General features: G+C 59.3%; 19 protein-coding genes. 3 read left to right on the top strand and 16 right to left on the bottom strand.

The features are described 5' to 3' along the window. Positions 1-120: 120 nt before the first annotated feature. The 8 genes from ABNF92_RS11470 to folE all read right to left on the bottom strand — a co-directional run bounded on the left by ABNF92_RS11470 (position 121) and on the right by folE (position 8,996). Positions 121-2,742, bottom strand: a complete 2,622-nt coding sequence (locus ABNF92_RS11470) for a heavy metal translocating P-type ATPase (RefSeq protein ID WP_349342206.1) — start codon at positions 2,740-2,742, stop codon at positions 121-123. A gap of 6 nt (positions 2,743-2,748) precedes the next feature. Continuing rightward, complete coding sequence (locus ABNF92_RS11475; RefSeq protein WP_349342207.1) at positions 2,749-3,192, bottom strand: MerR family DNA-binding protein; 444 nt, start codon at positions 3,190-3,192, stop codon at positions 2,749-2,751. Positions 3,193-3,453: 261 nt separating this feature from the next. Next, positions 3,454-3,765 (bottom strand): hypothetical protein, encoded by a 312-nt coding sequence (locus ABNF92_RS11480; protein ID WP_069182295.1) that lies wholly within the window; start codon positions 3,763-3,765, stop codon positions 3,454-3,456. A 50-nt stretch (positions 3,766-3,815) separates the two neighbouring features. Next, on the bottom strand, positions 3,816-6,083 hold the full coding sequence (locus tag ABNF92_RS11485) for an EAL domain-containing protein (RefSeq protein ID WP_349342208.1): 2,268 nt from the start codon (positions 6,081-6,083) through the stop codon (positions 3,816-3,818). Positions 6,084-6,138: 55 nt separating this feature from the next. Next, the gene (locus ABNF92_RS11490; RefSeq protein WP_349342209.1) at positions 6,139-7,455 is read right to left on the bottom strand and encodes an HD-GYP domain-containing protein; all 1,317 of its coding nucleotides are present in this window, start codon (positions 7,453-7,455) and stop codon (positions 6,139-6,141) included. Between the two features lie 105 nt (positions 7,456-7,560). Beyond that, on the bottom strand, positions 7,561-7,998 hold the full coding sequence (locus tag ABNF92_RS11495) for a CoA-binding protein (RefSeq protein ID WP_069182293.1): 438 nt from the start codon (positions 7,996-7,998) through the stop codon (positions 7,561-7,563). A gap of 23 nt (positions 7,999-8,021) precedes the next feature. Beyond that, positions 8,022-8,396, bottom strand: coding sequence for a dihydroneopterin triphosphate 2'-epimerase (gene folX / locus ABNF92_RS11500; RefSeq protein WP_064229586.1), 375 nt, complete (start codon positions 8,394-8,396; stop codon positions 8,022-8,024). A gap of 24 nt (positions 8,397-8,420) precedes the next feature. After that, positions 8,421-8,996 carry a GTP cyclohydrolase I FolE gene (folE, locus tag ABNF92_RS11505; RefSeq protein WP_227514428.1) on the bottom strand — a complete coding sequence of 192 codons (576 nt, stop codon included), beginning with the start codon at positions 8,994-8,996 and terminating at the stop codon, positions 8,421-8,423. A 189-nt stretch (positions 8,997-9,185) separates the two neighbouring features. Between folE and ABNF92_RS11510 the strand changes: the two genes are divergently transcribed. Further along, positions 9,186-10,106, top strand: a complete 921-nt coding sequence (locus tag ABNF92_RS11510; RefSeq protein ID WP_083231734.1) for an alpha/beta hydrolase — start codon at positions 9,186-9,188, stop codon at positions 10,104-10,106. 24 nt (positions 10,107-10,130) lie between these two features. Here ABNF92_RS11510 and ABNF92_RS11515 read toward each other — a convergent pair whose 3' ends face one another. Beyond that, positions 10,131-11,198, bottom strand: coding sequence for a GGDEF domain-containing protein (locus ABNF92_RS11515; protein WP_069182291.1), 1,068 nt, complete (start codon positions 11,196-11,198; stop codon positions 10,131-10,133). A 195-nt stretch (positions 11,199-11,393) separates the two neighbouring features. Here ABNF92_RS11515 and ABNF92_RS11520 point away from each other — a divergent pair, with 195 nt between their 5' ends. Continuing rightward, on the top strand, positions 11,394-12,476 hold the full coding sequence (locus ABNF92_RS11520) for a patatin-like phospholipase family protein (RefSeq protein WP_136630906.1): 1,083 nt from the start codon (positions 11,394-11,396) through the stop codon (positions 12,474-12,476). A gap of 63 nt (positions 12,477-12,539) precedes the next feature. After that, positions 12,540-12,788 (top strand): CDGSH iron-sulfur domain-containing protein, encoded by a 249-nt coding sequence (locus tag ABNF92_RS11525; RefSeq protein ID WP_349342210.1) that lies wholly within the window; start codon positions 12,540-12,542, stop codon positions 12,786-12,788. Here ABNF92_RS11525 and ABNF92_RS11530 read toward each other — a convergent pair. The 7 genes from ABNF92_RS11530 to ABNF92_RS11560 all read right to left on the bottom strand — a co-directional run bounded on the left by ABNF92_RS11530 (position 12,785) and on the right by ABNF92_RS11560 (position 25,165). Further along, on the bottom strand, positions 12,785-13,792 hold the full coding sequence (locus tag ABNF92_RS11530) for a PAS domain-containing protein (RefSeq protein WP_349342211.1): 1,008 nt from the start codon (positions 13,790-13,792) through the stop codon (positions 12,785-12,787). The genes ABNF92_RS11525 and ABNF92_RS11530 overlap by 4 nt on opposite strands. Before the next feature lie 91 nt (positions 13,793-13,883). Then, positions 13,884-14,696, bottom strand: a complete 813-nt coding sequence (locus ABNF92_RS11535) for a metal ABC transporter permease (protein ID WP_069182287.1) — start codon at positions 14,694-14,696, stop codon at positions 13,884-13,886. Beyond that, a complete protein-coding gene (gene znuC / locus ABNF92_RS11540; RefSeq protein ID WP_136630902.1) occupies positions 14,683-15,480 on the bottom strand; it encodes a zinc ABC transporter ATP-binding protein ZnuC in 798 nt (265 codons plus the stop codon). Before znuC ends, ABNF92_RS11535 begins: the two co-directional genes overlap by 14 nt. Next, positions 15,473-15,964 carry a Fur family transcriptional regulator gene (locus ABNF92_RS11545; RefSeq protein ID WP_069182285.1) on the bottom strand — a complete coding sequence of 164 codons (492 nt, stop codon included), beginning with the start codon at positions 15,962-15,964 and terminating at the stop codon, positions 15,473-15,475. Before ABNF92_RS11545 ends, znuC begins: the two co-directional genes overlap by 8 nt. Positions 15,965-16,044: 80 nt before the next feature. Beyond that, positions 16,045-16,506, bottom strand: a complete 462-nt coding sequence (locus ABNF92_RS11550; RefSeq protein WP_069182284.1) for a chemotaxis protein CheW — start codon at positions 16,504-16,506, stop codon at positions 16,045-16,047. Positions 16,507-16,517: 11 nt separating this feature from the next. Beyond that, a complete protein-coding gene (locus ABNF92_RS11555; protein ID WP_349342212.1) occupies positions 16,518-17,570 on the bottom strand; it encodes a chemotaxis protein CheB in 1,053 nt (350 codons plus the stop codon). Continuing rightward, entirely contained in the window at positions 17,570-25,165 is a 7,596-nt protein-coding gene (locus ABNF92_RS11560) for an Hpt domain-containing protein (protein ID WP_349342213.1), read from the bottom strand. The genes ABNF92_RS11555 and ABNF92_RS11560 overlap by 1 nt, the downstream gene beginning before the upstream one ends. Positions 25,166-25,176 lie beyond the last annotated feature (11 nt).

A 25,176-nucleotide genomic window follows, 5' to 3' on the forward strand; every position in this document is an offset into this window, starting at 1 on the left:
TACCTCAGTGGTGATGTTGATGTTCACTTGAGCCTGTGTCGTCAGAACCGGAAAGCCAGAACCACCAGACGATGGCTGTCATCAGGGCAAGACCTCCGACGTTGACCAGTAGTGTTTCCATCAGTTCCGCTCCTGTTGCTGTTTTGGATCACTGTCGCTGTCGCTCCGTTCCGGGCGGTGACTGGTCCGGAACAATCTCAGGCGGTTGGAGTTCGAGACTACGGTGACCGAAGACAGGGACATGGCAGCGCCGGCCAGTATCGGGCTCATCAGTATTCCCCAGACAGGGTAGAGCAGGCCGGCGGCCACCGGAATACCCATTGTGTTGTATACGAATGCGCCGAACAGATTCTGGTGAATGTTCTTCACAGTGGCGCGGGAAATCTCGATGGCATCGGGAACGCCGTGGAGCGAGCCTCGCATCAGAGTGATACCGGCGCTCTCAATGGCGACATCCGTGCCGGTGCCAATGGCAAAGCCGACGTCTGCCGCCGCCAGGGCCGGCGCATCATTGATGCCATCGCCGACCATAGCGACTGTGTGGCCCTTGCCGCGCATTTCACTGACCACCTCGGCCTTGTCTTCGGGCAGCACTTCCGCACGATAATCATCGATCCCGGCTTTTTTCGCGATGGCTTTGGCGGTGGCGTCGACATCGCCGGTCACCATCATCACCCTGATGCCGGCTTCGTGAAGACGCTGGATGGCCGCCTTGGAGTCCGGTTTGATGGCATCGGCCACTCCAATGACGCCCAGAGCCTCATTGCCCAATGCCAGGAACAGGGGCGTGCCGGCTTCTTCGGTAATCGAGCGGGCAGCATCTGCAAGGTCGGCAAGTTCCACACCCTCGCTTTCCAGCCACCGCCGGTTGCCCAGGCGCAGGGGCTTGCTTTCGAATTCGCCTTGTACGCCCTTGCCGTTCAGGGCTTTAAAATCGGTTACCTTCTCGGAATCAGCCTGCTTCTCTTTGGCCTTCGCCAGGATGGCTTCGGCCAGAGGGTGTTCTGAGTGCTGTTCCAGCCCGGCCGCCAAGGTCAGCAGGCGCTTCTCGTCACCGTCACTGGCGTGAAGCCGCGTAACCGCCGGATGACCCTCGGTAATGGTGCCGGTCTTATCCAGTATGACCAGATCCAGCTTGCCCGCGGTTTGCAGGGCATCACCCTGGCGGATCAGCGCGCCGTATTCTGCGGCCTTGCCAACGCCGACCATCACCGACATGGGCGTCGCCAGGCCCAGAGCGCAGGGGCAGGCAATGATCAGCACCGTGGTGGCGGCCACCATCATATGAACCACCGCAGGTTCTGGTCCGACGTTGTACCAGACCAGCGCCGCCACGACAGCAATCAGCATGACCGTCGGCACGAATACCGAGGAAATCTTGTCCGCAAGACGTCCAATAGCGGGCTTTGAACCCTGGGCTTTTTTCACCAGCTTGATGATCTGGGCCAGCGCGGTTTCACTGCCCACCCGAGTGGCCTCATAGACGATGGAACCGTGGGTGTTCAGCGTGCCGGCAGATACCTCATTGCCTTCCGATTTGCTGACCGGCATCGGCTCGCCAGTGAGCATGCTCTCGTCAATGCGGGTCGAGCCTTCGGCGATCAGGCCATCCACCGGCAGTTTTTCCCCGGGCCGGACCCGGATACGATCGCCCTTGCGGACCTCCTCGACCGGAATGTCCTGCTCTTCCCCGTTGCGAATCACCCGGGCGGTTTTCGCCCGCAGGTCCAGGAGCCGGCGCACCGCCTCCGAGGTTTTGCCTTTGGCCCGAAGCTCCAGCGCCTGACCCAGATTGATCAGACCGATGATCATGGCCGAGGCCTCGAAGTACACATGACGGGCCATCTCCGGCAACGCGCCCGGAACACTGGCCACCACGATGGAATAGAGCCAGGCGGTTCCGGTACCCAGGGCAATCAGGGTATCCATATTGGCGTTGTGGTGCCGGAACGCCTTCCACGCGCCGGTATAGAAATGCCCGCCGGTGGCGGCCATCACGATCAATGTCAGCACACCCAGACCGAGCCAGATACCCTGATTGGCGTCGGTCACCATCATGGTGCCGAAGCCCATACCCCAGACCATTAGCCCAAGCCCCAGGCCCAGACTGACCGCCATCTTCACCAGCAGTGACCTGTATTGCTTGCGGTCTTCCTCCTGCTTCCGGTCGTCGGCTTCGTCCTCGTCTTCGATGACGCTGGCGCCATAGCCGGCACTTTCCACTGCTTTCACCAGTGCCTCAGGGTCGGCATCACCCGTGGCCGTGGCGGTATTGTCTGCCAGGTTCATATGGGCATGGTGAATACCCGAGACGGACATCAGGGCTTTTTCAATCGTGTTGACGCAGGAGGCACAAGTGGCACCGGTCACCGACAGATGAACCTGCCCGTCGGCCGCTGTTGCCGATTCAGGGCTCGACTGAACCGATTCTTCGGTCACTGCATGGTCTTCGGAATCGTCGCCGGCAAGGTTCTCGCTCTTGTTCCCGGAAGCACAGCAACTGGCTGGCTGGGCATCTTCCTCGAAAGGCTCGGCAGGATAGCCGGTCTCGGTAACAATACGCGCCGCCTCAGCGGCATCCACTCCCTCCGGCAAGGCCACCGTCTGGTTTTCCAGATCCACTTCAACCAGCCCGGTATCGCCGGTCAACGGCTCGAGCGCATTGCGAATCTTCTTGGCGCAGCCCTGGCAGGAAGCCCCGGAAATGCTCAGCGTGGTTTGCAAAACAGGTGTGTCAGTCATCCAGAATCACTCCTCGATCTGTTCGCTTGCCCCGCAACAGGGCGCCGGATCATCCCAGTGTTCGATCAACCGGCAAATGGTATGGCCATCGGGCGTGCCATCCGGCATGTCCTGCCAGGCAGCCAGCGCGGCGGTCATCCGCTTGCGCAACTGCTGCAGCTCCCGAATCTCCCGCTCAACTTCCGCCAACCGGTGCTGGAATACATCACGAACCATCGGACAGGGCGAATGATGATCGTCCGCCTGATCCAGAATCTGTCGAATCTCCGGCAAGGAAAATCCCAGCTGCCGTGCTTTCCGGGCAAATCGAAGCCGCCGGAGATCCTCGGCATCAAACTGCTGGTAGTTATTCTCAGGGTTACGGGTCGGTTTCAGCAGGTTCTCGCGGGTGTAGAACCGAACCGTATCCGGGTTAACGCCGGCGGCTTCTGCAATCTCTTTTACTTTCATCGTCTTGTTCTCAACGTGCCAAAAATAGTGGCTTCAGGAACCAAAGACTGAAGTCAGCGGAGTGTTGAGGTGGGTACGGCTTCCGAAAATGCTCTGAACCAGGGAAGGTTCAGAGCAAGCGTACAGGGACGTATTCACAGCGGTTTTCGGAAGCCGTACCCACCTCAGCACGGCAAACTCCAAACCAGTAAGAGTAGACTAAAACCTGTGAGCAACTCACAGGTCAAAGGTTTTCTTCGGAGGAAAATCGAGGAAGGGTTATTAATCCCGGGAGCGCAAAAACGTCCCGCAGGTCTTGCACTGATCCGGCGCCATCAGCTTCGCCTGCCAGCCAATTTTCTGGCCGCAGGCCGGACAGGCCAGCTTAAGCTGCAGGACAATGATCGGCGTGATCAGGGCAGCGATCAGAACGCCCAGAGGGCCCCAGCTTTCACCACTGGACAACCCCAATTGACTGCTGAACACCAGAATGATGGTCAGCGCCACAAACGCAAAAATGAAATAGTTCCGGTTCCAGCGTTCCCACTGGCGGATCTTCTCGTCCTGTTCCGGAGTCAGGTATTGGGCAGCCATAGAATCTCACCAGAATGATTTATCCGTATCTTGGGGACGGGCCGTAGCAATTACAATCCGGAATCGGCGGTAATATCTGCTACCAGAATGCCTGAGGCCAGCGCCTTTTCAAGGTCTGAAACCGGAATCGGTCGGCTGATCAGGTAACCCTGGGCAAAGTTACAACGGTAGCTCTTGAGGAAATTCAGCTGCTCCTCGGTTTCCACCCCCTCGGCCACCACCTCAATACCCAGGTTATGAGCCAGGTTGATGACCGCCCTGGTGATCACTGCGTCGTCATGGCGCTCCGTGACTTCCGTGATAAACGACCGGTCGATTTTCAGCAGATCGACCGGGAAATCTCGCAGGTAACCCAGGGACGAATAGCCCACCCCGAAGTCATCGATAGCAAGGTGCACTCCCAACTGGTGCAGACGGGACAGCTGATTCAGGTTGTGCTCGATATTCTGGATGAAGATCTCCTCGGTAAGCTCAACCTCCAGACGATCGGCCGGCACATTCTCCGCCGCCAGGGCTTCCCGAATGTGCTCGACCAGATCTTCGTCGTCCAGCTCCCGGCCGGAAAGATTGACCGCAATGCGCAAGTTCTCCTGCGGCGTGCCTCTCCACGCTGCCAGCTGCCGACAGGCTGCGAGGACCACCCAGCGGCCAATATCGGTGATTCGCCCACTCTCCTCCGCCAGCGGGATGAATTCCACCGGCGGCAGAAGCCCGCGGCGGGGATGGCGCCAGCGGATGAGCGCCTCGACGCTCTGGATTTCACCGGTGTCCAGGTTCAGCTGAGGCTGGTAGAAGAGCACGAATTCATTGTTGGCCAGGGCCTGGCTCAGATCCTTGTCCAGCTCAAGGCGCATGACCTCACGCTCCTGCATGCCCTCGGTATAGAACTGGTAGGTATTTCGGCCCTGTTCCTTGGCGCGGTAGAGGGCTATGTCTGCATTTCGCAACAGTGTATCCGCGTCCAGGCCGCTTTGTGGGTACACCGCAATACCCATGGTGGCGGTAATGCTGTGGGACTGGCCCTGAACCTCGAAGGGCTGATCAAAGCACTGTTTGATCTGACCCAGCAAGTGGATGATGTCATCAATGTCGTCCACCTGTTGCTGGCAGAACATGAACTCGTCGCCCCCGGAGTAGGCCACCAGCAGGCGTTCGTTGCTGAGACGGTTCAGGCGCTCGGACACTTTGATGAGCAGTTCATCCCCGAACTGGTGGCCGAGGGAGTCATTGAGCGTCTGGAAACGGTCCAGATCCAGCATCACCAGGGCGACCTGGCGCATCTGGCGGTCGGCAATGTTCAGGGTGTGGGACAGGTCTTCCATAAAGAACCGACGGTTGGCCAGGCCGGTGAGGGTATCGGTGGATTCCAGCCTGGCCAGATCCTTCTGAATGGCCGTGCGCTGCTCGATTTCCTGGTCCAATTCCCGGCGGGTCTTCAACAGGGCCCGGTTGCGTTTCAGAATAAGCTGCACCAGCAGTGTCGTCAGGCTGGTCAAAAGGCCCATAAACAGGAACGTGGTAAAGGTCAGTGCGGGCCAGTGGCTGTATCGGCTTTCCACCCATTCAATCGATGGTCGCAGGGTCAGGGTCCAATCGAGTGTCGGCAGATTGACAGCGTGACTCTCGGAAAAGTCGGGGCTTATCGGCTGTGACGCGTTCAGCTCATAGCTCACTTGTCCGGCTTCGCGGATTTCCACCCGGAAAGATTCCAGCACCCGTTCGGTGAGAAGCTGGCGGGCCAGTACTTCCATTCGGAATACCCCCGCCATGAAGCCGTTGTTCTCGGGGCCGGCACCCACCGGCGCATAGATGACCATGCCCTTGCCGCCCTGGCGCAAATTGATCACACCGGAAAGATCCCAGGTGCCGGACTGCTTTGCCCGCTCCAGTGCCTGGCGTCGCTCCTCGTTGAAGGCGACGTTGTAGCCAATGACTTCTTCGTTGTCGGTGACTGGCTCCAGCCAGCGAATGATGAAATCGGAGTCAATCCACTCGATGGCCTGGTAGACGCCGAAATCGTCGAGGTAGTTGCGGGCATCCCGTCGCCATTCCTGTTCGGTTTTGGAAGGGGCTGTCTCCAGGCGTTTGGCCATGCGCCGGATTGCTTCGGCGTGTATAAGGAATTCCCGTTCAAGGTGATTGGCCATGGCCCTGGCTTCGTTGGCAAGGTTTGCCTCAACCTGATTCCTGTCCTGTTGTACCAGGCCATAGCGCAGGCCGGCTGCGAGGCCGAGGAAAACCAGGAAAATCACCACCGGAAACGCCGGGCTCAATAGGCCCAAAACCACAGCTTTAGGGGGTGATGCAGGTTGATCCACAGGTTACTCCGTGAGTTTGAACGGTAATGCCAAACAATTGGCAACGCCTACGCAATTATGAGGCATATGTATCGGCTACCGCCATCAGTTGCTTGATCCGGCCCCGAAGTGACACTCCAAAGGCACCGTCCGGCAGTGGCCGGGCAATATCCGGTGTCGACCTACCAGGCCCCGAATCGGAGGCTCCCAGATCCATGACACGGGGCGTCACTGGACGTTTGTCACCGTCGAGCAAAATTTCCACCCTGGGTTTCAGCTTTCTTCCCGGGTGCGTCGCCACCACAATCGCGACTTCGCCCGTTGACAGTTCTACCAGACTGCCCGGCGGGTATACACCAATCATGCGTATAAATGCTTCGACCATGGTCGTGTCGAACTGCTGGCCCCGGTTCCTGAAAAGGATGCGGATGGCCTCGGAAGCCGGCAGTCCGTCCCGGTAGCATCGGTCGCTGGTGATGGCATCGTAGGCGTCAACGATGGAAACCAGGCGAGCAAACCGGCTGATCTGCCATTCGGCCAGCTGTTCCGGATAGCCACGGCCATCCATGCGTTCATGGTGGTGTCGGGAAACATCACTGATGATCGGATCCAGATGTGGGTCGCCACTCAGCAGTTCATAACCCAGGGTTGTGTGCTGGCGCATGATGCCGTGTTCTTCCGGCGTCAACGCCCCGGGCTTGTTGAGAATCTCGTCCGGTACCTTGAGTTTGCCCAGATCGTGCAGCAGGCCACACATACCAACGGTTTCCAGATCCTCGTCAGGCATCCCCAGAAAGCGGGCAAAGGCGACACAGAAAATAGCCACCCTGAGGCAATGTTCGGCGGTGTAGGCGTCCCGGGATTTGATGCGGCTCATCCAGAACATGGCGCTGGCATTGGCCTTCACGCTGTCCACGCATTCGCGGATGATGGGGCGGGCGCTCTGCAGATTAAGGTCGTTGCCGGCCTCGATCTGTCGGGTGACCTCCTCAACAAAGGCCTGGGTCCGGCTCCAGGCTGCCTGAGCCCTGGGTAGTTCCTGCGGTAAGGAGCGGGTTTCCGGGAGCGGTTCGTTGGTGCGTCGCTTGAGTACGGAAATCTGATCGAGCACGGGATTCAGGCGCGTTTCCTCATCCTCCACCAGCACCCACTCACAGTACTGGCGCAGAATCTGCGCCTGGTTGTCATCTGTGAGGGTAAACCCCTGAAACAGGACCGGTACCTGGGTCCAGGGCCTGTCCAGGCTGACAATGCGCATTCCGGGCTGAAGAAGGTCTACAGGCAGTCTCACCCGCTGAAGGGTCGAGACAGGGGCGTCAGAATGGGTAGCGAGCGCCAATGGCGCCGATACCTGGGGCCGGTGCTGTTTGCTGGATTTACGTCGGAACCACATGGCTCTACCAGTCTTCTGTTTATGTCCGGTGATTATGTCAGACCTGACAGACCGGTTACAGAAGAGTGCCGGAAGTGTGACGTAGTTCCTGATTCAGATCAGGTTTCAGGGCTGTTCGGCAACCCTGCGAATACCCAGACGGGGGATTTCCTGCTTCGGGCAGCGATCCATTACAACCTTCAGCCCCGCAGCCTCTGCCCGGGCTGCACCCTCGTCATTGATCACACCAATCTGCAGCCACACCACCGGGATGTTGAGTTCGATGGCCTGGTCGATGACGGCGTCGGTGCGTTCCGGTGCCAGGAAAAGATCAACCATGTCTACAGGTTCCGGCAGACCGTGAAGGTCGGCGTACACGGTTTCACCGAGTAGCGTCTTGCCTGCCAGACGGGGATTCACCGGGAGGATCCGGTAACCCTGGTTCTGTAGGAACTCCATTACTTCGTGAGAGGGGCGGCTGGTCTTCTCACTGGCGCCAACCAAGGCAATGGTTTTTACCGTCGTCAGGATGTCGCGAATCTGGTCCGGGGTGTTGCTGGGCATGTTGCTGGCAGAGCCTCTTTGAATTAACGGTGTGCCTGAAGACATACAGACACGGACTCCGCGTAGCGTAGCGCGTGAGGCTTGTCGATTTCCACTTCGGCCCACTGCACCGCCTCATGCTCCATAACGATGGTCAGAACCTCGTGGGTCAGGCGTTCGAGCAGGGCAAACCGGTTGCCATCCACATGATGGATGATCTGCTTGGTGATGGTGCGATAGTTCAGGGCGGCCGAGATTTCGTTCCGGTTCACCGCCTCAGAGGCATCGTACGTCAGCGCAACGTTGATCAATACGTCCTGCTGATTGTTGATTTCCTCTTCCTTGATGCCGATGTAGGCTCTCAAAAGAAGATCCTTGATGCGGACCTTTGCGAGATGATTCCCGTGAACGTCTGTCATGCGGCCTCCCAGTGGTCAGGTGCTTCAGCGGTTGTTACTGATCAGCGTCAGAAACTCGGTGCGAGTTGCCTGGGATTTACGGAACTGCCCCAGCATCATCGACGTCTTCATGCGGGAATTCTGTTTCTCCACGCCCCTCATCATCATGCACATGTGCTGTGCCTCGATAACCACCGCCACACCCTTCGCGCCGGTTACGCTCTCGACGGCTTCGGCAATCTGCCGGGTCAGGTTTTCCTGGATCTGCAGGCGACGGGCGTACATATCGACGATGCGAGCGAATTTGGAAAGTCCCAGCACCTTGCCAGCGGGCAGGTAGGCGATGTGACACTTACCGATGAACGGCAACATGTGGTGCTCGCACATGCTGTACAACTCGATGTCCTGTACCACGACCATTTCGTCCATGGCCGACTCGAATACCGCATCGTTCACCAGGTCGCCCAGATCCTGATTGTAACCGCAGGTTAGGAACTGCATGGCCTTGGCGGCGCGCATTGGAGTGTCTTGCAGACCCTCGCGGTCCGGGTCTTCGCCCAGGCCATCAATAATGGCACGAAAGTGTCCGGAGAGGTCGTCAAGGAGTTTGCTCATAGTCATTTCCGGTTAGCAGTGTCTTACGAGGGCCAAAGCTTAAGGCAATTTGCCCACCATCTCTACGTTTACGAAGTCATTGCAGGAAAAGACCACTCTGGCTGACCCGCCCGGCGGTCTGGGCAGTACGGCTATGGCAGTGGGGGCTGCTTTGTTCTACAGTTTCAGGCTGTAAATGTTCGCCGGGGACAATACATGGAAGAGGTGATGCCCACCGTCGGTGGGGGTTCCGCCGCAGCGCGCGTGGAAGGCACCCTTGAAGGGTGGCAACAGGGAGGTAAGTGGTTCAGTTTTGAGGGACATGCCATTTTCAGTCGGATGGCGGGCTCAGGGGAACCGCTGGTACTGATCCATGGCTTTCCTACCGCCAGCTGGGACTGGAACCGTGTCTGGCCGATGCTGGTCCAGCACAACAACGTGTTGACGCTGGACATGCTGGGCTTCGGCTTTTCGGACAAGCCCTCCAACTACGACTACAGTATTGAAGACCAGGCCGATCTGTTCCAGGGCTGGATCGAGGGGCTTGGCCTCCCGTCGGTGCATCTGCTGGTTCACGATTACGGTTGCAGTGTGGCCCAGGAGCTATTGGCGCGGGAGCAGGAAGACGGACTGCCTTTCCGGATTGCCAGTGTCTGCTTTCTCAATGGTGCCCTTTTCCCGGAAGTTCATAATCCGTTGCTGATTCAGAAGCTGTTAAGAAGCCCCTTTGGCGGCTTGATCAGCCGTGGTCTGACCCGGCGCAGTTTCGAGCGCAACTTCCGCCGCCTGTTCGGCAGCCAGAATCCGCCGGATCGTCAGGATATGGAAGACTTCTGGCACCTGCTGACCTACAACAATGGTCGGGGCATCCTGCACCAGCTGATACAGTTTATGGAGGAACGTCGATGTCATCGGAATCGTTGGGTTGGCGCTCTGCAGAAGGCGACGCAACCGATGCGGCTGATCTCAGGTACGGCCGACCCCGTCTCTGGCGCCGGCATGGCGCGTCGGTATCGCGAACTGATACCGGATGGCGATGTGGTCACCCTGAGGAACATCGGGCATTACCCGCATTTCGAGTGTCCCTGGGAGGTTTTCAGCGCCTACCGGGAATTTCGTAAACGCTGCGATCAGTAAAGGCGAAACGGTAGGTGCCGTGCTTCAGCCCGACGCTGAATCGGGCATGTCCTCGGCGCCCCGACCCACAACCGGAAGCGGTCGAGCGGCATTGACTACCTGGTTGCGACCCCGGGATTTCGCTTCGTAAAGGGCCTGATCAGCCCGGTTCAGCCAGATCGACCAGGTCTCGCCCTTGCTGACTTCAGCGACACTGGCACTGGCAGTCACCTTGATATCGTCAAGGAATGGCCGGGCACTGATGCTGGTCAGAAGCTGGTGGGCCAGGGCATCTGCGTCTTTCTGCCGGGTTTCCGGTAGCACGATCATGAATTCCTCTCCCCCGATCCGGAACAGCTGATCGCTTTCCCGAAGTCGTTTGCGCAAACGCAGAGCCATTTCGGTGAGAACCTTGTCACCGGCCAGGTGGCCCCACTGATCGTTGATGGTCTTGAAGTAATCCAGATCCAGCAAAATCAGGCTGGATACCCGCTCATACCGTTCCCGCATCTGAATCTGGCCGTTGAGAATATCGGCAAGTTGCGACCGGTTCAGGCAGCCGGTCAATGGGTCGGTGGTGGCCAGTCGTGTGAGTTCTTGCTGAAGTTTGCCCACCAGAAAGGCAAAAATCATGGCAAACAGGCAAGTCAGGCCGAGGGAGAAGGTGATTCTCCAAAAGTCGGCTTCGGGAAAGCGGAGGAACGACACGACCGCCATGACAACCACAAAGACGATGTTACTGCCGATGGCTTCCCTCAGCGGCAGCAGGAAAAACAGGGCCGTAGCGGCGGGGTAGGCCCAGTAAAGGCCAGCGTGGCCATTTATATGTGTCGAATAGGCGGCACTAACCACCGCGAGCAGAGGGAATAATCGGCCTTTGAGGAAATAGGTGCCGCGCAACCGCAGAAACGCGATCACCAGAAGGGCATTGACGCAAAAAAGCACCAGTACGGAAGACAGCAGGTAGTGGGATTGCTGCCATTGCACCATTACCAGCGGCGCTACCGCGATGAACGCCCAGAAGTGCAGGTGGTAGACCAGTTGGCGTTTGAAGCCGAGCACCGCGAGCGTCGGATTGCTTGCAAGGGTAGAGGGTGGTACCGAAAAATTCACAGCATACTCCTGCTGTCAGAGTCGTATCCGCCCGCGTCCTGTGTCGGGAGTGTAGTGAAGTCTAGCATGGCCATTGGTTTAATTAAGCAGATAGTGCTGTTTATGACCACCATTAGTTTTGTTCAGTTGGCCGGGCATCGTCCACTTCGCTAAACTCCGCCAGATTACTTCAGGGACACGCCCAGGGATCACCCAATGACTGCTATTCACACCCGAGAACCGGCCTTGACCATCCGGGCCGGTCGTCGCGCGATGCAACGACTCAAGGAAAAGCCGCTGTCACCGGAAGACGTGCACGTGATTCCGGGCGCTGCCGGTGGTCCCAAGGCTCTGGGAATCAGCGGCCTGGATAAAGCGATATTTGGTGACTGGCTGCCGCAGGTTCCACAGGAGCGATCGCTGATCGGCTCGTCGATTGGCAGCTGGCGGTTTGCCGCCGTGGCCTCGTCCGATGACCCGAAAGAGCAGCTTGGTCGGCTGGCTGAACTCTATACCGCCCAGCGGTTTGCCAAGGGCGTCAGCAGTGCTGAAGTAAGCCGCAAGAGCGTGCTGTTCCTGGAAGAATTACTGGGTGGCCGGGAAGACGCCATTCTGAATCACCCCTGGTACCGGCTGAACGTTGTGGTGGTTCGCAGTCTTGGCATGCTGGCGGAGGATGCGCGAGGCCGCCTGGGGCTGGGCCTCATGGGTGCGATCAGCGCCAACATGGTCAGTCGCCGGCATCTGGGGCGTTTCATGGAGCGGGGCATCATCCACGACGCCCGTCTGAAAACGCCCGTGGCGAAGCTGGTGGATTTCCCCAGCCACGAGGTCGCCTTTACCCGGGAGAACCTGCTGCCGGCCCTCCTGGCTTCTGCGTCTATACCCCTGGTGATGTCCGGTGTCCGCAACATACCCGGTGCTCCCGAAGGCATCTATCGTGACGGTGGGCTTCTGGATTATCACCTGGATCTGCCCTACCAGCAGCCGGGCATCGTGCTATACCCACACTTCACCGACAAGGTGGTACCCGGCTGGTTCGACAAGTCCTTGCCCTGGCGGCGGGGTGACGCCACCCGGTTGCAGGATGTACTGTTGATTGCACCGTCAAAGGCGTATCTGGAATCCCTGCCTGACCGCAAACTCCCGGACCGTAAGGATTTTGAGCGCTATGTGGGTGATGATGCTGGCCGAGAACGGGCCTGGCGGGCGGCGATAGCGGAAAGTGACCGTCTGGGCGACGAATTTATGGAGCTTATCGAGACCGGGCGCCTTGCGGATATCGTCAGGCCGCTCTGAGCGCAGTGTTTCTCCATGAGTGGCTATACTGGTTGACTACAGTCATGACTCGAGGAACAGATGATGTCCGATGAGAAACCGTTGATCGCCAGTAAGACGCCTTACTCCGTCATGGTGGAGGTAGGAAAGAACTACCTCTGGTGTGCCTGTGGTCGCAGTAACAGCCAGCCATTCTGTGACGGCTCCCACAAGGGTACCGGTATAACGCCGGTCAAGTATGAGGCGGAAAAGAAAGAGTGGGTCTGGTTCTGCGGATGCAAGCAAACAGGCAATGCCCCCCTGTGCGACGGCACCCACAAGACCCTCGATTAGAGGGTCATACGCTGCAGGGTACTTATCCGGAAACCTGACAGCCCGTGGACCGGATCTTTCAAAGCCCTGACCCTGAGCACGACTGGCACCTCTGCATCCTGATCCCGGTGAAGGAGAGGAAGATCAATCCGCTCAATGGAGCTGTCACTGCGAGCGGCCGCCAGGGCCCGCCTGAAATTGTCTTGAAAGGCCGGCGCAACCAGTTCTTCCAGTGGCTGTCCCACCAGGTCAGCGGGCGCTCGATCCAGAAGTTCGGCGATTTGCGTTGAAACAAAGCCGATTCTGCCATTTTCATCCAGTTCCCAGATCACAGCCCCAGACAGGGCTACCAGATCGCGACTTCGCTGTTCACTGTCATTCAGTGCCTGACGCAATATCGACTTCTCGACCTGAAAGTTGGCGATCTGATGGTCAGCGCCGATTTCCCTCTGTTCCAGGCCACGGATATGGAGCGCCTGAAGATGAAGCCGGCGGTTGAGTAACAGAGCAAGCGAGGCAGCAAACACGGACAGCGCGAAACCGGCGAGCCAGACGGTCTGCGAGGCAGCCCGGGCGACCTCTTCCAGGCCTTTGGGTGAGGGCACGGTGGTGAGTATCCAGTGATGGTCCAGCGGTGACACTTCGGTGCGCAATGCCCGTGTAGGGTCCACCGAACCGTTGGCTCGTATCTCCAGCAGTGGCGTCTTGGTGTGTCGTTCGAGTGTATCGATACGCAGGCCGAGGGAATCAGGCAGGGTGTCGCTGAACAGAGCGTGGAGCCAGGCTGAGACCGGTTGGCTGCTGTCGCCCGCGCCCGGACGATTCGGCACGTTGGCCAGCAGGTGATTGACCAGGGCCTGATGCTGGGCATAGTAGCGCGCTTCAGCCAGGGCCATGGCCCGCCGTCCTTCGATATTTGCCGTGATTCCGGTTACCAGCAGCCCGGCTGCGACCAGAAGCAGTGGGATCCAGACTCCTGGCCAAAGTACCGGTCTGCGGAACCGGCCTGGAACTGAGCTTTCCATGCCGGGCGTCCTGTGCGGCGAGGCCTGTACCTGTGGGTCAGGCCGACTGTATCCCTATACTCTAGTCCAGCTCGGGAACAGAGGGAAATGCTCAACTGCGGACTTTGCCGGCAGCACCGTAAACCAGCAGGAAAACGGCAAAAGCGGTCACCACAACGGACGGGCCAGCAGGCGTGTCCAGATGCCATGACAGGCTCAGGCCTCCGCTTACCGCAACAAACCCGAAACCGATTGCCATGGCCACCATGATCTCCGGATTGTGGGCCAGGCGCCGGGCGGTGGCCGCGGGAATGATGAGCAGGGCGGTAATCAGCAGCACGCCGACGATTTTCATGGCCACCGCGATCACCAGAGAGAACATCAGCATCAGAACCAGACGGAGGCGTTCGACGGCAACGCCTTCCACCCGGGCCAGCTCCTCGTGAATCGTGCTCATCAGCAATCCGCGCCAGAGTACCGACAACAGGAACAGGATCAGTGCCGCGCCGCCATAGATCCACAACAGGTCCTCGCGGCTCATGGCTAGCAGATCGCCGAACAGCAGACCGGTCAGGTCGACGCGAACATCCGGCATGAAGCTCAGGGTCACCAGGCCGATGGCCAGGGCACTGTGGGCGAGAATCCCGAGCAGCGTATCCGTTGCCAGGGCTCTCGTTCGGGATAACAACACCAGGGCCATAGCCAGGACCACGCAGGTTATGATCACACCGAGGTTCAGTGGCACGCTGATCAGAAAGCTCAGGGCAATCCCCAGCAGTGCCGAATGCGCCAGGGTATCGCCAAAATAGGCCATTCGTCGCCAGACCACGAAACAGCCCAGGGGGCCCGCCACGAGGGCAACGCCGAGGCCGCCAATCAAGGCACGCCAGAAGAAATCGTCCAGAACGGCATTAATGATGGGCATGATTACATTCCGTGTGTCCGCCGTGTCCGGAGGAGGCGTTCTGAGACTCGCTGTCCACCACGTTCCCGTGCAGATCATGACTGTGGTTGTGGTGATGGTGGTAAACCGCCAGGGATTCTGCCACCGGGCGGCCAAACGTCTCGATGAACGCCGGGTCATGGGAAATGTCTTCGGGATAACCGCTGCAGCAGACATGCTGGTTCAGACAGATAACCTTGTCCGTGGCTGCCATCACCAGGTGCAGGTCGTGGGAGATCATGATCACACCGCAGTTCAGGTCGTCCCGAAGCTGGCGAATGAGTTCATACAGCGACGCCTGGCCATTGATATCGACCCCCTGGGCAGGTTCATCGAGCACAAGAAGATCCGGTTTTCGGGCCAGGGCCCTGGCCAGTAACAGCCGCTGTTTTTCACCACCGGACAAATGGTGTACCGAGGCGTGCAGCAGGTGGCCAACACCGGTACGGGCAAGCGCGGTCTGACATTCGCCGAGCGACCGGCCGCTGAGCAGCATGAAACGTTTGACGCTGAGGGGAAGCGTGGCCTCGAGAGTCAGATGCTGGGGAACGTAGCCGATGACCAGGTTCTTCTTGACTGACACCTGTCCTGAGGACACCTTCTGAATGCCCAGGACTGCCTTGATCAGCGTGGTTTTGCCGGCACCGTTGGGCCCGATAATGGTGATGATATCGCCTCGATGGATCTTGAGGTTGACCCGGTCGACCACGGGCCGTGAGTCGAACTGGACGGTGAGATTCTCAAGGCTGACCAGAGGTTCACTCATGCTCCGGCTCCGCCTGGCAACCGGGGCAAAGCCCGGCTATCTCGAGGGTAGTGTTCTCGGCCAGGAAGCCTTGGCCGGAGGCGGCCCTGCGCACTTCTGTTGACACCTCGGGAGCGGTCAGCTCGAGAACATTACCGCAGGCGCGACAGATCAGAAACATGCCGGTGTGGCTTTCACCCGCGTGGGTACAGCCGATAAAAGCGTTGAGCGACGCGATGCGGTGCACAAGCCCATGCTGCTGAAGGAAATCCAGTGCGCGGTAAACGGTGGGCGGAGCAGCGTTATGACCATCGGAAGAAAGCTCTGCCAGCACATCGTAGGCGCCCAGCGGCTTGTGGGACTGCCAGATCAGTTCCAGCACCCGTTCCCGAATCGGGGTCAGACGGGCATTCTGACGCTGGCAAATGGCCCGTGCGTCAGTCAGGGCCTGGCTGACACAGGCGTCGTGGTTGTGTGGCCGATAGGGAATGGCTCGGGCGGACATGTTCAAAATCCTGCAAAATTTGAAACATTATAACATTTGCAGGGATGTCTGCCATGCCCGGCAGCAGAACGGATAACCGGTCAGTGTCTGGATTTCAGTACCAGGGATTCGAGATATTCCAGGTTCGGGATCCAGGCGTTCTCACCCTCTACCTCAACCAGCATCAGATCTGCCGGGCCTGGCTCACCCTCCAGTTTCCTGACCTGTTCCTCGCTCAAACGGGCCTGGCTGGGAATGCCCTGGGTTACCAGGGCCATAAAGGGAATTTCCTTGTGATGGTCTCCGATGGTGTTGAGCACAACAATCCGGCCACGGTTGTCACCAGGGACGGTGAGCACGCCGCCGTTGGCCGCATCGTAGGAAATCACCGGGAGCTGGAGGCCCCGCCAGTCCAGGTAGCCAACCAGCCATTCGGGTGTGTTGGCGCCCGCGTCAGAGCTGGCGTAATCGACCACTTCCGCAATCGAGACGTTCGGCAGCAACAGTTGCCGTCCGCTCATGGGAATCATGACGCAGGAGAGGGATTGGCTGTTGTCATTCATTGCTTGTTACCTCAGGCGGAGTCCCGTTTCTGCCGGCTCTTGAGCAGGCAGGATTCTTCAATGGTTTTTACCAGTTCCCGGGCCAGCTGCTCCGGGGTGCCGCAAAAACCGGCACAACCGGTTGCGACCACGGATTCGGGCATGGAGCTGTTGCCGCAGCTTGTGCTCTCCTGCACCCAGATCCGGCTACCGTAAGCTTTCAGTAACGGCGCCGCAATGGCGCCATCATTACCCATGCCGGAAAAAAGAATAGCATGGCAGCGCTGGCCGTAATGATCAGCGACGTTCAGCAAAACCTGATCAATAGAGGGCCCGTAGGGACCTGGCCAGGCGGTGCTGGTTTCCGTCAGGGTACCCTGTTCACTCACTTTCCACTCGTGCTCCACCGGCATCAGCACGACGTCACCATTCTTGACCTGGTAGCCCTCTTCCGCTCGCTTGAGCTGATAGTGGGCGTGACGCCCGAGCACCCGGGTCAGAACCTCGGTAAAGTTGCCATCAATGTGCTGGGCATAGATAAAGCCAACGGGCAGATTCGGAGGCAGGTGATCCAGAAACGTCTTGACCGCCGCGGGCCCGCCCAGCGAGGCGCCGAGAATCCAGACTTCCTCAGCGACCGATCCGGGGGCAGCCGGAGGAATCCAGTGTGGCAGGTCCGGTGATGGAGTCGCCGCCGGCGTGTCCTGCTCCAGCTCTGCCAGTGTGGCTTCCGAATCCAGCTCTTCCAGGTGCCCCAGTTGCTGTTCCAGCTTGCCCAGCAACCGTCGCTCCCACCGGAAGTACTCTGTACTCCCGGGCTTGGGTGCTTCGTCCAGCCCGAACAGCACCGGCGCTTCCGTGTTTTCAAGCAGGTGATCGAACAGTAACGGGTGGTCGGCCTCGTCCTCCAGGGTTACCAGCCAGAGGCTGGCATCGGGAAACTCGGGATAACCCAGCAACCGGTCCGGATCCCCGGAAAAGCGCACCTCGAGACCGAACTTGGATGTGGCGGCCTGCAGCCGATGACGCTGCAGGACCACATCCGAGACGATCCCGACCTTTGGCCGGCCACATTGGCCGGTCATCACTGCCTTCCGGTCAGCCGCTCAATGGTCTCAAGCAGCTCGGTTTCCTGGAACGGCTTGCCGAGATACTCGTTGACACCAATGGCCAGCGCACGTTCGCGGTGTTTCTCGCCGGTCCGGGAGGTGATCATGCAGATCGGTGTTTCACGCAGGTTATCGTCGTGGCGAACAAAGCTGGCAACTTCGAAACCGTCCATCCGCGGCATCTCGATATCCAGCAGGATAATGTCCGGTTTGTGGTCCTGCAGCTGTGCCACCGCATCGAGCCCGTCTTTCGCGGTGATGACTTCCATGCCGTTTCGCTCCAGCAGCCGCGAGGTGACCTTCCTCACTGTAACCGAGTCGTCCACCACCATGACCACGGTGGCCTGTTCCTCGTACCGGGCGGACTCGCGAGCCTTCTCGAGATTGGCCAGGCGCTGGCGTTCGGACAGGATGTCGGAACGGATCATGGCCGGCAGGTCGAGAATCACAACCACGTTACCGTCACCCAGGATGGTGGCACCGGACACGCCGCGAACGGAACTGAACTGGGGTCCGAGAGATTTAACAACAATCTCCCGACTGCCCATCAGGTTGTCCACCTGCAGGGCCATGGGTTGCTCGGCACCGCGCACCAGAATCACCGGCAGCGGCAGAGCCTGTCCCTGCAGCTTCGGATGGTGGTCACTGTTCAGCAGGCTGCCCAGGTACTGGAGCCGGTATTCCTGGCCGGCGTATTCATACAGCGGCGCATCCGGCTTGTAATATTCCTCAAGCTCGTAAGTGCTGACTCGAACGATACCCTCAATGGTGTTAAGCGGGATCGCGTAGAAATCCTCGCCCGTGGAAACCATCAAGGCCCGGTTCACAGACACCGTGAACGGCAGGCGCACGGTGAAGGTGGTGCCGCGGCCCACGGCGGAATCGATATCCAGGCTGCCGCCGAGTTGCTTGATTTCACTGGCAACCACATCCATGCCCACGCCCCGGCCGGAAATCTGGGTGACCTGCTGGGCGGTGGAGAAGCCCGGCTGCAGGATAAACTGCAGGATTTCCCGTTCGGACAGGTCTTCATCTTCTCGCAACATGCCCTGACGGATGGCCTTGTCGCGGATCACCGAAGAGGGAATACCGGCGCCATCGTCGATCATGCGCAGGACCACATCGCCGCCTTCACGGGTCAGTGACAGGGTAACCTCGCCGGTCTCCGGCTTGCCCGCTTTCTTCCGATCGGCCGGGCTCTCGATACCATGGTCCAGGGCGTTCCGGAGCATGTGTTCCAGGGGCGCGATCATGCGCTCGAGGATGTTCCGGTCCATCTCGCCTTCGGCGTTGCGGACATCGAAATCCACCTTCTTGCCCAGCTCGCCGCTGATCTGGCGAACAATGCGGCGCAGACGCGGCACCATGGAGGCAAACGGAATCATCCGGGTCTTCATCAGACCTTCCTGGAGTTCCGTGTTGATCCGAGATTGCTGTACCAGCAGGGTTTCAGTGTCGCGAACCCGGTCAGACAGAGTCTCACGAAGATCGGCCAGATCCGAAGAGGATTCAGTCAATGCGCGGGACAGCTGCTGGATGGACGAGTAACGGTCCATTTCCAGCGGGTCGAAGTCGTCACCGTAATCCGGGCCGTGTTCTTTCTCGGCACTGAACAGGATCTGCGCTTCGGTCTCGATTTCCATCCGGCGTAGCTGCTCACGCAGACGTTCGATGGTAGCGGCCATTTCGTCCAGCGTGTGGCCGAAATCACTGGTTTGTTGCTCCAGTCGGCCACGGGTGATACTGGTTTCACCCGCCAGGTTGACCAGGTCATCCAGCAGCGGTGCGGAGACCCGGATGGTTTCCTGGGCAGCGCGCTGCGCTTCGGCCGCCTGCTTGCGGGCCTTGGCGGGAGATTTTTCGGGCTTCGGCGCCGGTGCCACCGGCTTTTCCGCCCTGGCAGGCGGTGTCGGCTCTTCAGGCTTCTTGGGTTCCGGTGCGACAGGTGCCGGTGTTTCGGCCTTCGTCGCTGCGGGCACGCCCGAGCCGGACTCATAGCCTTTACGGATATCGGCAACCAGGGCAATGATGGCGTCGTGATCTTCGGTGATCGCCTGCCACTGTGATTCATCCGGGGCGTTGCCGCCCAGATCAATCAAACGGGTTTCAAAGGCGTGTGCCTTGTCGCCAAGCTCGGTCAGCTGGGACAGACGGGCACCGCCCTTGAGGGTGTGGAGTGCCCGCTGGGCTTCCTGATTGAAGTTGTGGTTTGCCGGTTCCTTGCGCCAGTCATCAAGCAGCTGCTCGAGCTGATCCATGATTTCGCCGGCTTCCTCCAGAAAGATCTCCAGTACTTCCGGGTCAATGGCCTCGTGCTCGGACTCTTCACGGGGCGCAGCCGTTTCTTCGGTTGCCACCTCGTGGGCGGCCCGGAAGTCTTCAATAAGCCCGGTATCCGGTTCCGGCTTGTTGCCTTCCTCCAGGGTGTTGAGCATGGCCTTGAGGCTGATCAGGGCGCGATCACTGAGGCTTAGCAGCGTCTTCTGGTTGTTGGAACCGGAAATCAGTGGGTCGAGAGCGTCTGACCAGGCCTCCGCCAGGTTGGCAATCGGATCAACGTCGGAAAGCCGTGCGCCGCCCTTGAGGGTGTGCAGTTCCTGCTGCAGCTCGGTCAGGCCGGTCAGTTCTTCCGGCTCGTCGCGCCACTGGTCGAGACATTCGCTGATGGCGTCAAAGATTTCCAGACCTTCGTCCAGGAAGATGCCAATCAGATCGTCGTCACTGGCCTGGGTCAGAGTCTCGCTGAGGCTGGCGGCTTCCGGCACTTCCTCGGCCGGTGATACAGTTTGCTCAGTCTCTGCCGATTGCTCCGGCTCCTCGTCGCGGGCATCGGAAGGCATTTCCTCGCCCCGCAAGATGGACTGGACCCGGGCGACCAGCTCATTGGCCGGCGGGCAGGGCTTCTGGGTAGCCACCTGTTCGACCATCTGCGCCAACCGGTCATGGCAGGCAAACAGCAGGTCGTTCATGGACTCGCTGGCTTCAAGCTGACCTTCCGCAACCTTTTCGAACAGGTCTTCCAGCACATGTGTCAGGTCGCCGATGGCCTCTACTCCGGCCATCCGGGCGCCGCCTTTCAGGGTGTGAACATCCCGTTGGAGTTCTGCGGCAATGCTGCGATCCGAGGGATCTTCGGTCCAGGTATGCAGCGCGCTGCCCGTGGAGTTGATCAGATCGTAGGCTTCTTCCAGGAAGATGCCGACCAGCTCAGGATCCAGGTGGGAAAGATCGGCAACGCCTTCCTCCGACCCGGCAGCTTCATCGGTTCCGGCAACATCAGTCTCTTCCGGTTCTTCCACGTCAGGAAGCGGCGCCTGTTCTTCTGCCGTTTCAGCCGGCTCAGATTCTTCATCGGGGCTGGCTACGCTGGTAACCGGGCGCGTTCCGGTGGCGTTGTCCATATAGGCCTGGATTTCAGCGATCAGATCCGGCGCAGGACGCGGAAGCTCCTTGGCTTCCAGGTTTTCGACCATGCCGGCCAGACGATCGTGGCAGCGGAACAGCAAGTCCGAGAGCTCGTCGTTGATCGACAACCGCTGTTCAGTCAGCCCCTCGAACAGGTTTTCCAGTTCGTGAGAGAGATCGCCGACGGCCGGGATGTCTGCCAGCCGTGCACCGCCCTTGAGGGTATGCAAGTCCCGCTGAAGCAGGCGCAGGATATCAAGGTTGGCCGTATTCTCGCTCCAGTTCTGGAGCGCTTCGGCGGTGCTGTCGATGAGGTCGCGGGCTTCTTCCAGGAAGATCTCCGCCAGTTCCTCATCCATTTCGTCGTCGGATTCAGTGGTTTCCGGGAGCGGCGGTTGCTCTGCGGTTTGGGCGTCTTCACTGGCTGGTGTCTCGGTCTCATCCATCTCAAGACTGAGATCGATCTCCTCGAGGTCGCCGGTGAATTCCTGGTCGAAGGCGTCCGGTTCCTGATTTTCCGGGATCTGGACCTGCTTCAGGCCTTCGAGGGCGGCGACCATATCCTCGCTGGATTCGGTGGCAAGACCGGCTGCCACCTGGTCCATCATGTTGATCAGCTGTTCATGAGCGGCGCGGACAGTTTCAAAGAAAGTCTGGTCCGGCGCCTGGTCGCGCCGTGCAGCCTCGTCATAGGTTTCCTTCAATGCACCCGAGAGCGCGGCGACTTCGCCGAGACCGGCTTCGGAAGCGCCAGAGGTCAGCTGTTCCAGTTCGGAGCGTAGTGGATTCAACGACGCCATTTCGCCGGGGTTGTCAGCCCAGTGATCCAGGATCCGGTCGGCATCAAGAACAATGTCGAGACCCTCGTTCAGGAACAGCTGGACCAGCTGCGATGGTGCCTGCTCCGGATGCTGGCTTGGCGCCTCCTCGCTGTGGCTGCGGAGCGTTTCCTCCGTCAGTTGATCCAGCTTCCCAAGGAACGCTTCGGTGCCTGGGAGCGAGGCCTGCGGGTTTTCACGAATCTGGGCAAGTCCCTGGGTCAGGAAGTCGCAGGCGGATTCGATCAGTGAGAGCACGTCACGATTGGCACGCTTGTTCTGAGCCCGGGATTCCTTGACGAATCGTTCCAGAGGCGTGATCACCGCTGCGATCGGGGCGATGCCGGCGGTATGTGCGCTGCCCTTGAGCGTGTGCAGGGCCCTGGAAAGATCATCGGTATAGGCAACCGTGGTTTTGTCACCTGCTGCCGACAGGAAGTCCTTCAGTGTTTGCAGGTGGGTCTCGGTTTCGCTTTCAAAAATATCCAGCAATACCGGGTCGACCGCATCTTCGTCTGTGTTCCCGGCCTCTTCCTCAGCCGCTGCGTATTCGTTTTCAGCCATGGCTTCCGAGCCATCGGACTCCGCCACCGGCATCATGCTGGCATCGGGAATTTCGCCGTTGGCCAGGGCGTTGGCACGGGCTTCCAGGTTCGAGGTGTCGACCGACGGCGCACGGCGTTTTTCAAAATCTTCGACCAGGGCCGGCAGGTTGGCGGTGACATCTTCCAGCAGGCTGGCAATGTCATCGTTCATGAAAATGCTGCCGTCGATCACGCGGTTCAGCATGTTTTCAACGGACCAAGCCAATTCGCCGACAACCAATGCGCCGACCATGCGGCCACTGCCTTTCAGCGTGTGGAAGGCACGGCGAACTTCCGACAGGGCGCTGCGGTCATCGTGCTGACGCAGAAGCATCGGCAGGTATTCGCGGATGGTTTCCAGCACCTCGCCGGCTTCTTCAACAAAAATTTCGAGTATTTCATCGTCGATCAGGTCGTCTTCATCGAAAGACGTTTCAGGTGCGGCCTCGGCGGTGTCGTTTTTCTCGACGGACGACTCTGTTTCCAGGGTCTCTTCTTGCGCATCGACCGCTGTGTCTTCCACCTCAGCAACTTCCTGTGTCTCGACGGCTTCATCGTCGGTGCGGCGGGTTGTCGCCATGGCCTCGGCGCGGCTGATGAGTGTTTCAACGTCGCCAGCGGTCTGGCCTTCCTTGAACTCACGGATCAGCGAGGGAATGCGGGCATTGACCTCGTCCACCAGGGTAAACATGTCGTCGGTGGGTCGAATGGTCTGGTCAATCACACGATTCAACAGGTTTTCAACAGACCATGCCAGTTCGCCAATACTGGTGGCGCCAACCAGTCGGCCGCTCCCCTTGAGCGTGTGGAAGGCACGACGAACCTCGGTCAGCGCTTCATGGTCATCGTGGTTCTGGCGCAGCCGGGGATAGAATTCGTGGATGGTTTCGAGAACTTCTTCGGCTTCCTCAACGAAAATGCCGAGAATCTCATCGTCCAGAAGCTCCGAATCCGAGCTCTTGGTTTCTTCTGGGGCAGCCGTAACGGTGGTTTCCGGTTGCTCTTCAGCCGGTTCAACAACCGGCACGTCTTCTGCGGCAGTTTCGGTCCAGGTGGGCTCTGCGCCGACCGGGAACCCAAGGGATGCGAGGCTGTCTTCGGCAACTCTGAGAATCGAGTCGTTTTCGCCAATACCCTCGGCCAGACGTTCAAGGTAGTACTCGATGCTGGTGACCGCATCGGCCAGGATATCCAGCTGTTTCCAGTCCGGAACCTGTTTGCTGCCCAACAACACGTCGGTGATGTAGCGCTCTGCCGAGGCCAGCATGCCGGCAACCCGATCCAGCGGGATCAGGCTGAGGCCGCCGCGAATGCTGTGCAGCAGGCCCGGGACGTGTTCAATTTCCAGGGTATCCCATTGCGAGGCAATGAAATTCACGATGGCGGACTTAACCTGCTCCAGGGTGTTGCGGGATTCGCGGAGCAGCGCGCCACTGGCTTCACCCAGCTCACGTGAGCCAAGGTTCACCGGGGCATCGGAGGCCTCCTCTGTGGACGACTCCTGTTGTCCGTCACTGTCCAGGCCAGCGAGACTGGCTTCGACGTAAAGCAGTGCGCCGGCGATGTCCATCAGGGTGCCGTCATCAACCTGTTCGGACTGGGCGCTCAGGTTTTCTACCAGTTCGACCTGCTCGGTCACCACTTTTCGCGGTATCCCCAGACCCAGCACGGCCAGGGTATTGGCCACCTGGCGCAAACCTGGGAGCAGGTCCTCAAGCTCACTGTTCTGGCGCAGCTCTGAGCGAACAAACAAGTCCAGCTGGTCCTTGAGCTTGGCCAGCTCTTCGTTGAGCGCACCCACCACCGAATGGATGGCGTCCCGGCCCGGACCAGATACCCGGGTTCGGGCGGCATCAACATCGTCTTCCGATGGCAGTGCCTGGTTCAGCTGGTAGGCCTCCCGCAGGGCGCTGACCTGAGGCGAATCCAGATCCCGGGCACGGGCAACGTAATAGAGCAGATGTTTTAGCAGCGCTTCCGGTACCGGTTGCTGGAGGATATCCGCATGCTCGTCGGTAAGCCGGCGGATTTCACTGTCCAGTTCCCTGAGCAGGGATTTCACTGCTGCGTTCACCGGATTGACGTGTGCCTGCAGTGTTTCCACGAACGCACTGGCCGCTTTCCAGAGCTCACCCCGGGGCGTTTTCTGGCACAAACGGATCAGCCGCTGGATCACCTTCTGCATGTACTCGAAATGGGCATCGAGATCCGCTTCCCGGATGACGCCGGCCAGCGCAAACTGGTACATCTGGCGCAGCTTGCGGATGTGGCCCAGAACGGTGGGGTCTTGCAGGCGCTGCGATACCTTGCCGGTCACTGTGATTCGTGAGGGCGCCAGATCCGGTTTGAACAATGAAGTATCAGACAGCAGGGATTCGCCACGGGCGGCCCGAAGGTCGTTAAGCAGTGGCAGCAGCACCATCGGAAAATCGTCCTGACTGCTGGCCAGATGCTCGAGGTATTGGGGCAGCTGCAGAATGGCCTGCATCAGGACCTCAACCGCCTCGTCGGTATTGGCAACGGTTTCGTTGAGTACGGCCTGGGTGAGCTTTTCCATCTCCTCGGTGAGCAGGGCTGCACCGTAGAGCTCGACCATTTGCAAGGTGCCGTGTACCTGATGGAGATAATTCAGGCAGAAGCGCAGGCGCGCGGTGTCGTCACGATTCTCGACATACGCTTCCAGTGCATGCTGACCCTGGGTCAGCGTGTCCTGTATCTCTCCCCGAACCCAGTCGAGGGCGATGCTGTCATGGTGATTGCCCATAACCACTCCGG

Source organism: Marinobacter sp. MMG032 (genome assembly GCF_040112695.1).
GTDB classification, from domain to species: Bacteria; Pseudomonadota; Gammaproteobacteria; order Pseudomonadales; family Oleiphilaceae; genus Marinobacter; species Marinobacter salsuginis.

What these genes read in the sequence shown, in the direction of transcription:
- ABNF92_RS11560 (WP_349342213.1), bottom strand. Translation starts at nt 25,165, where the DNA reads ATGGGCAATCACCATGACAGCATCGCCCTCGACTGGGTTCGGGGAGAG.
- ABNF92_RS11530 (WP_349342211.1), bottom strand. Translation starts at nt 13,792, where the DNA reads ATGGAAAGCTCAGTTCCAGGCCGGTTCCGCAGACCGGTACTTTGGCCA.
- ABNF92_RS11535 (WP_069182287.1), bottom strand. Translation starts at nt 14,696, where the DNA reads ATGCCCATCATTAATGCCGTTCTGGACGATTTCTTCTGGCGTGCCTTG.
- ABNF92_RS11470 (WP_349342206.1), bottom strand. Translation starts at nt 2,742, where the DNA reads ATGACTGACACACCTGTTTTGCAAACCACGCTGAGCATTTCCGGGGCT.
- ABNF92_RS11510 (WP_083231734.1), top strand. Translation starts at nt 9,186, where the DNA reads ATGGAAGAGGTGATGCCCACCGTCGGTGGGGGTTCCGCCGCAGCGCGC.
- ABNF92_RS11550 (WP_069182284.1), bottom strand. Translation starts at nt 16,506, where the DNA reads ATGAATGACAACAGCCAATCCCTCTCCTGCGTCATGATTCCCATGAGC.
- ABNF92_RS11525 (WP_349342210.1), top strand. Translation starts at nt 12,540, where the DNA reads ATGTCCGATGAGAAACCGTTGATCGCCAGTAAGACGCCTTACTCCGTC.
- folE (WP_227514428.1), bottom strand. Translation starts at nt 8,996, where the DNA reads ATGACTATGAGCAAACTCCTTGACGACCTCTCCGGACACTTTCGTGCC.
- folX (WP_064229586.1), bottom strand. Translation starts at nt 8,396, where the DNA reads ATGACAGACGTTCACGGGAATCATCTCGCAAAGGTCCGCATCAAGGAT.
- ABNF92_RS11480 (WP_069182295.1), bottom strand. Translation starts at nt 3,765, where the DNA reads ATGGCTGCCCAATACCTGACTCCGGAACAGGACGAGAAGATCCGCCAG.
- ABNF92_RS11495 (WP_069182293.1), bottom strand. Translation starts at nt 7,998, where the DNA reads ATGCCCAGCAACACCCCGGACCAGATTCGCGACATCCTGACGACGGTA.
- ABNF92_RS11475 (WP_349342207.1), bottom strand. Translation starts at nt 3,192, where the DNA reads ATGAAAGTAAAAGAGATTGCAGAAGCCGCCGGCGTTAACCCGGATACG.
- ABNF92_RS11490 (WP_349342209.1), bottom strand. Translation starts at nt 7,455, where the DNA reads ATGTGGTTCCGACGTAAATCCAGCAAACAGCACCGGCCCCAGGTATCG.
- znuC (WP_136630902.1), bottom strand. Translation starts at nt 15,480, where the DNA reads ATGAGTGAACCTCTGGTCAGCCTTGAGAATCTCACCGTCCAGTTCGAC.
- ABNF92_RS11545 (WP_069182285.1), bottom strand. Translation starts at nt 15,964, where the DNA reads ATGTCCGCCCGAGCCATTCCCTATCGGCCACACAACCACGACGCCTGT.
- ABNF92_RS11555 (WP_349342212.1), bottom strand. Translation starts at nt 17,570, where the DNA reads ATGACCGGCCAATGTGGCCGGCCAAAGGTCGGGATCGTCTCGGATGTG.
- ABNF92_RS11520 (WP_136630906.1), top strand. Translation starts at nt 11,394, where the DNA reads ATGACTGCTATTCACACCCGAGAACCGGCCTTGACCATCCGGGCCGGT.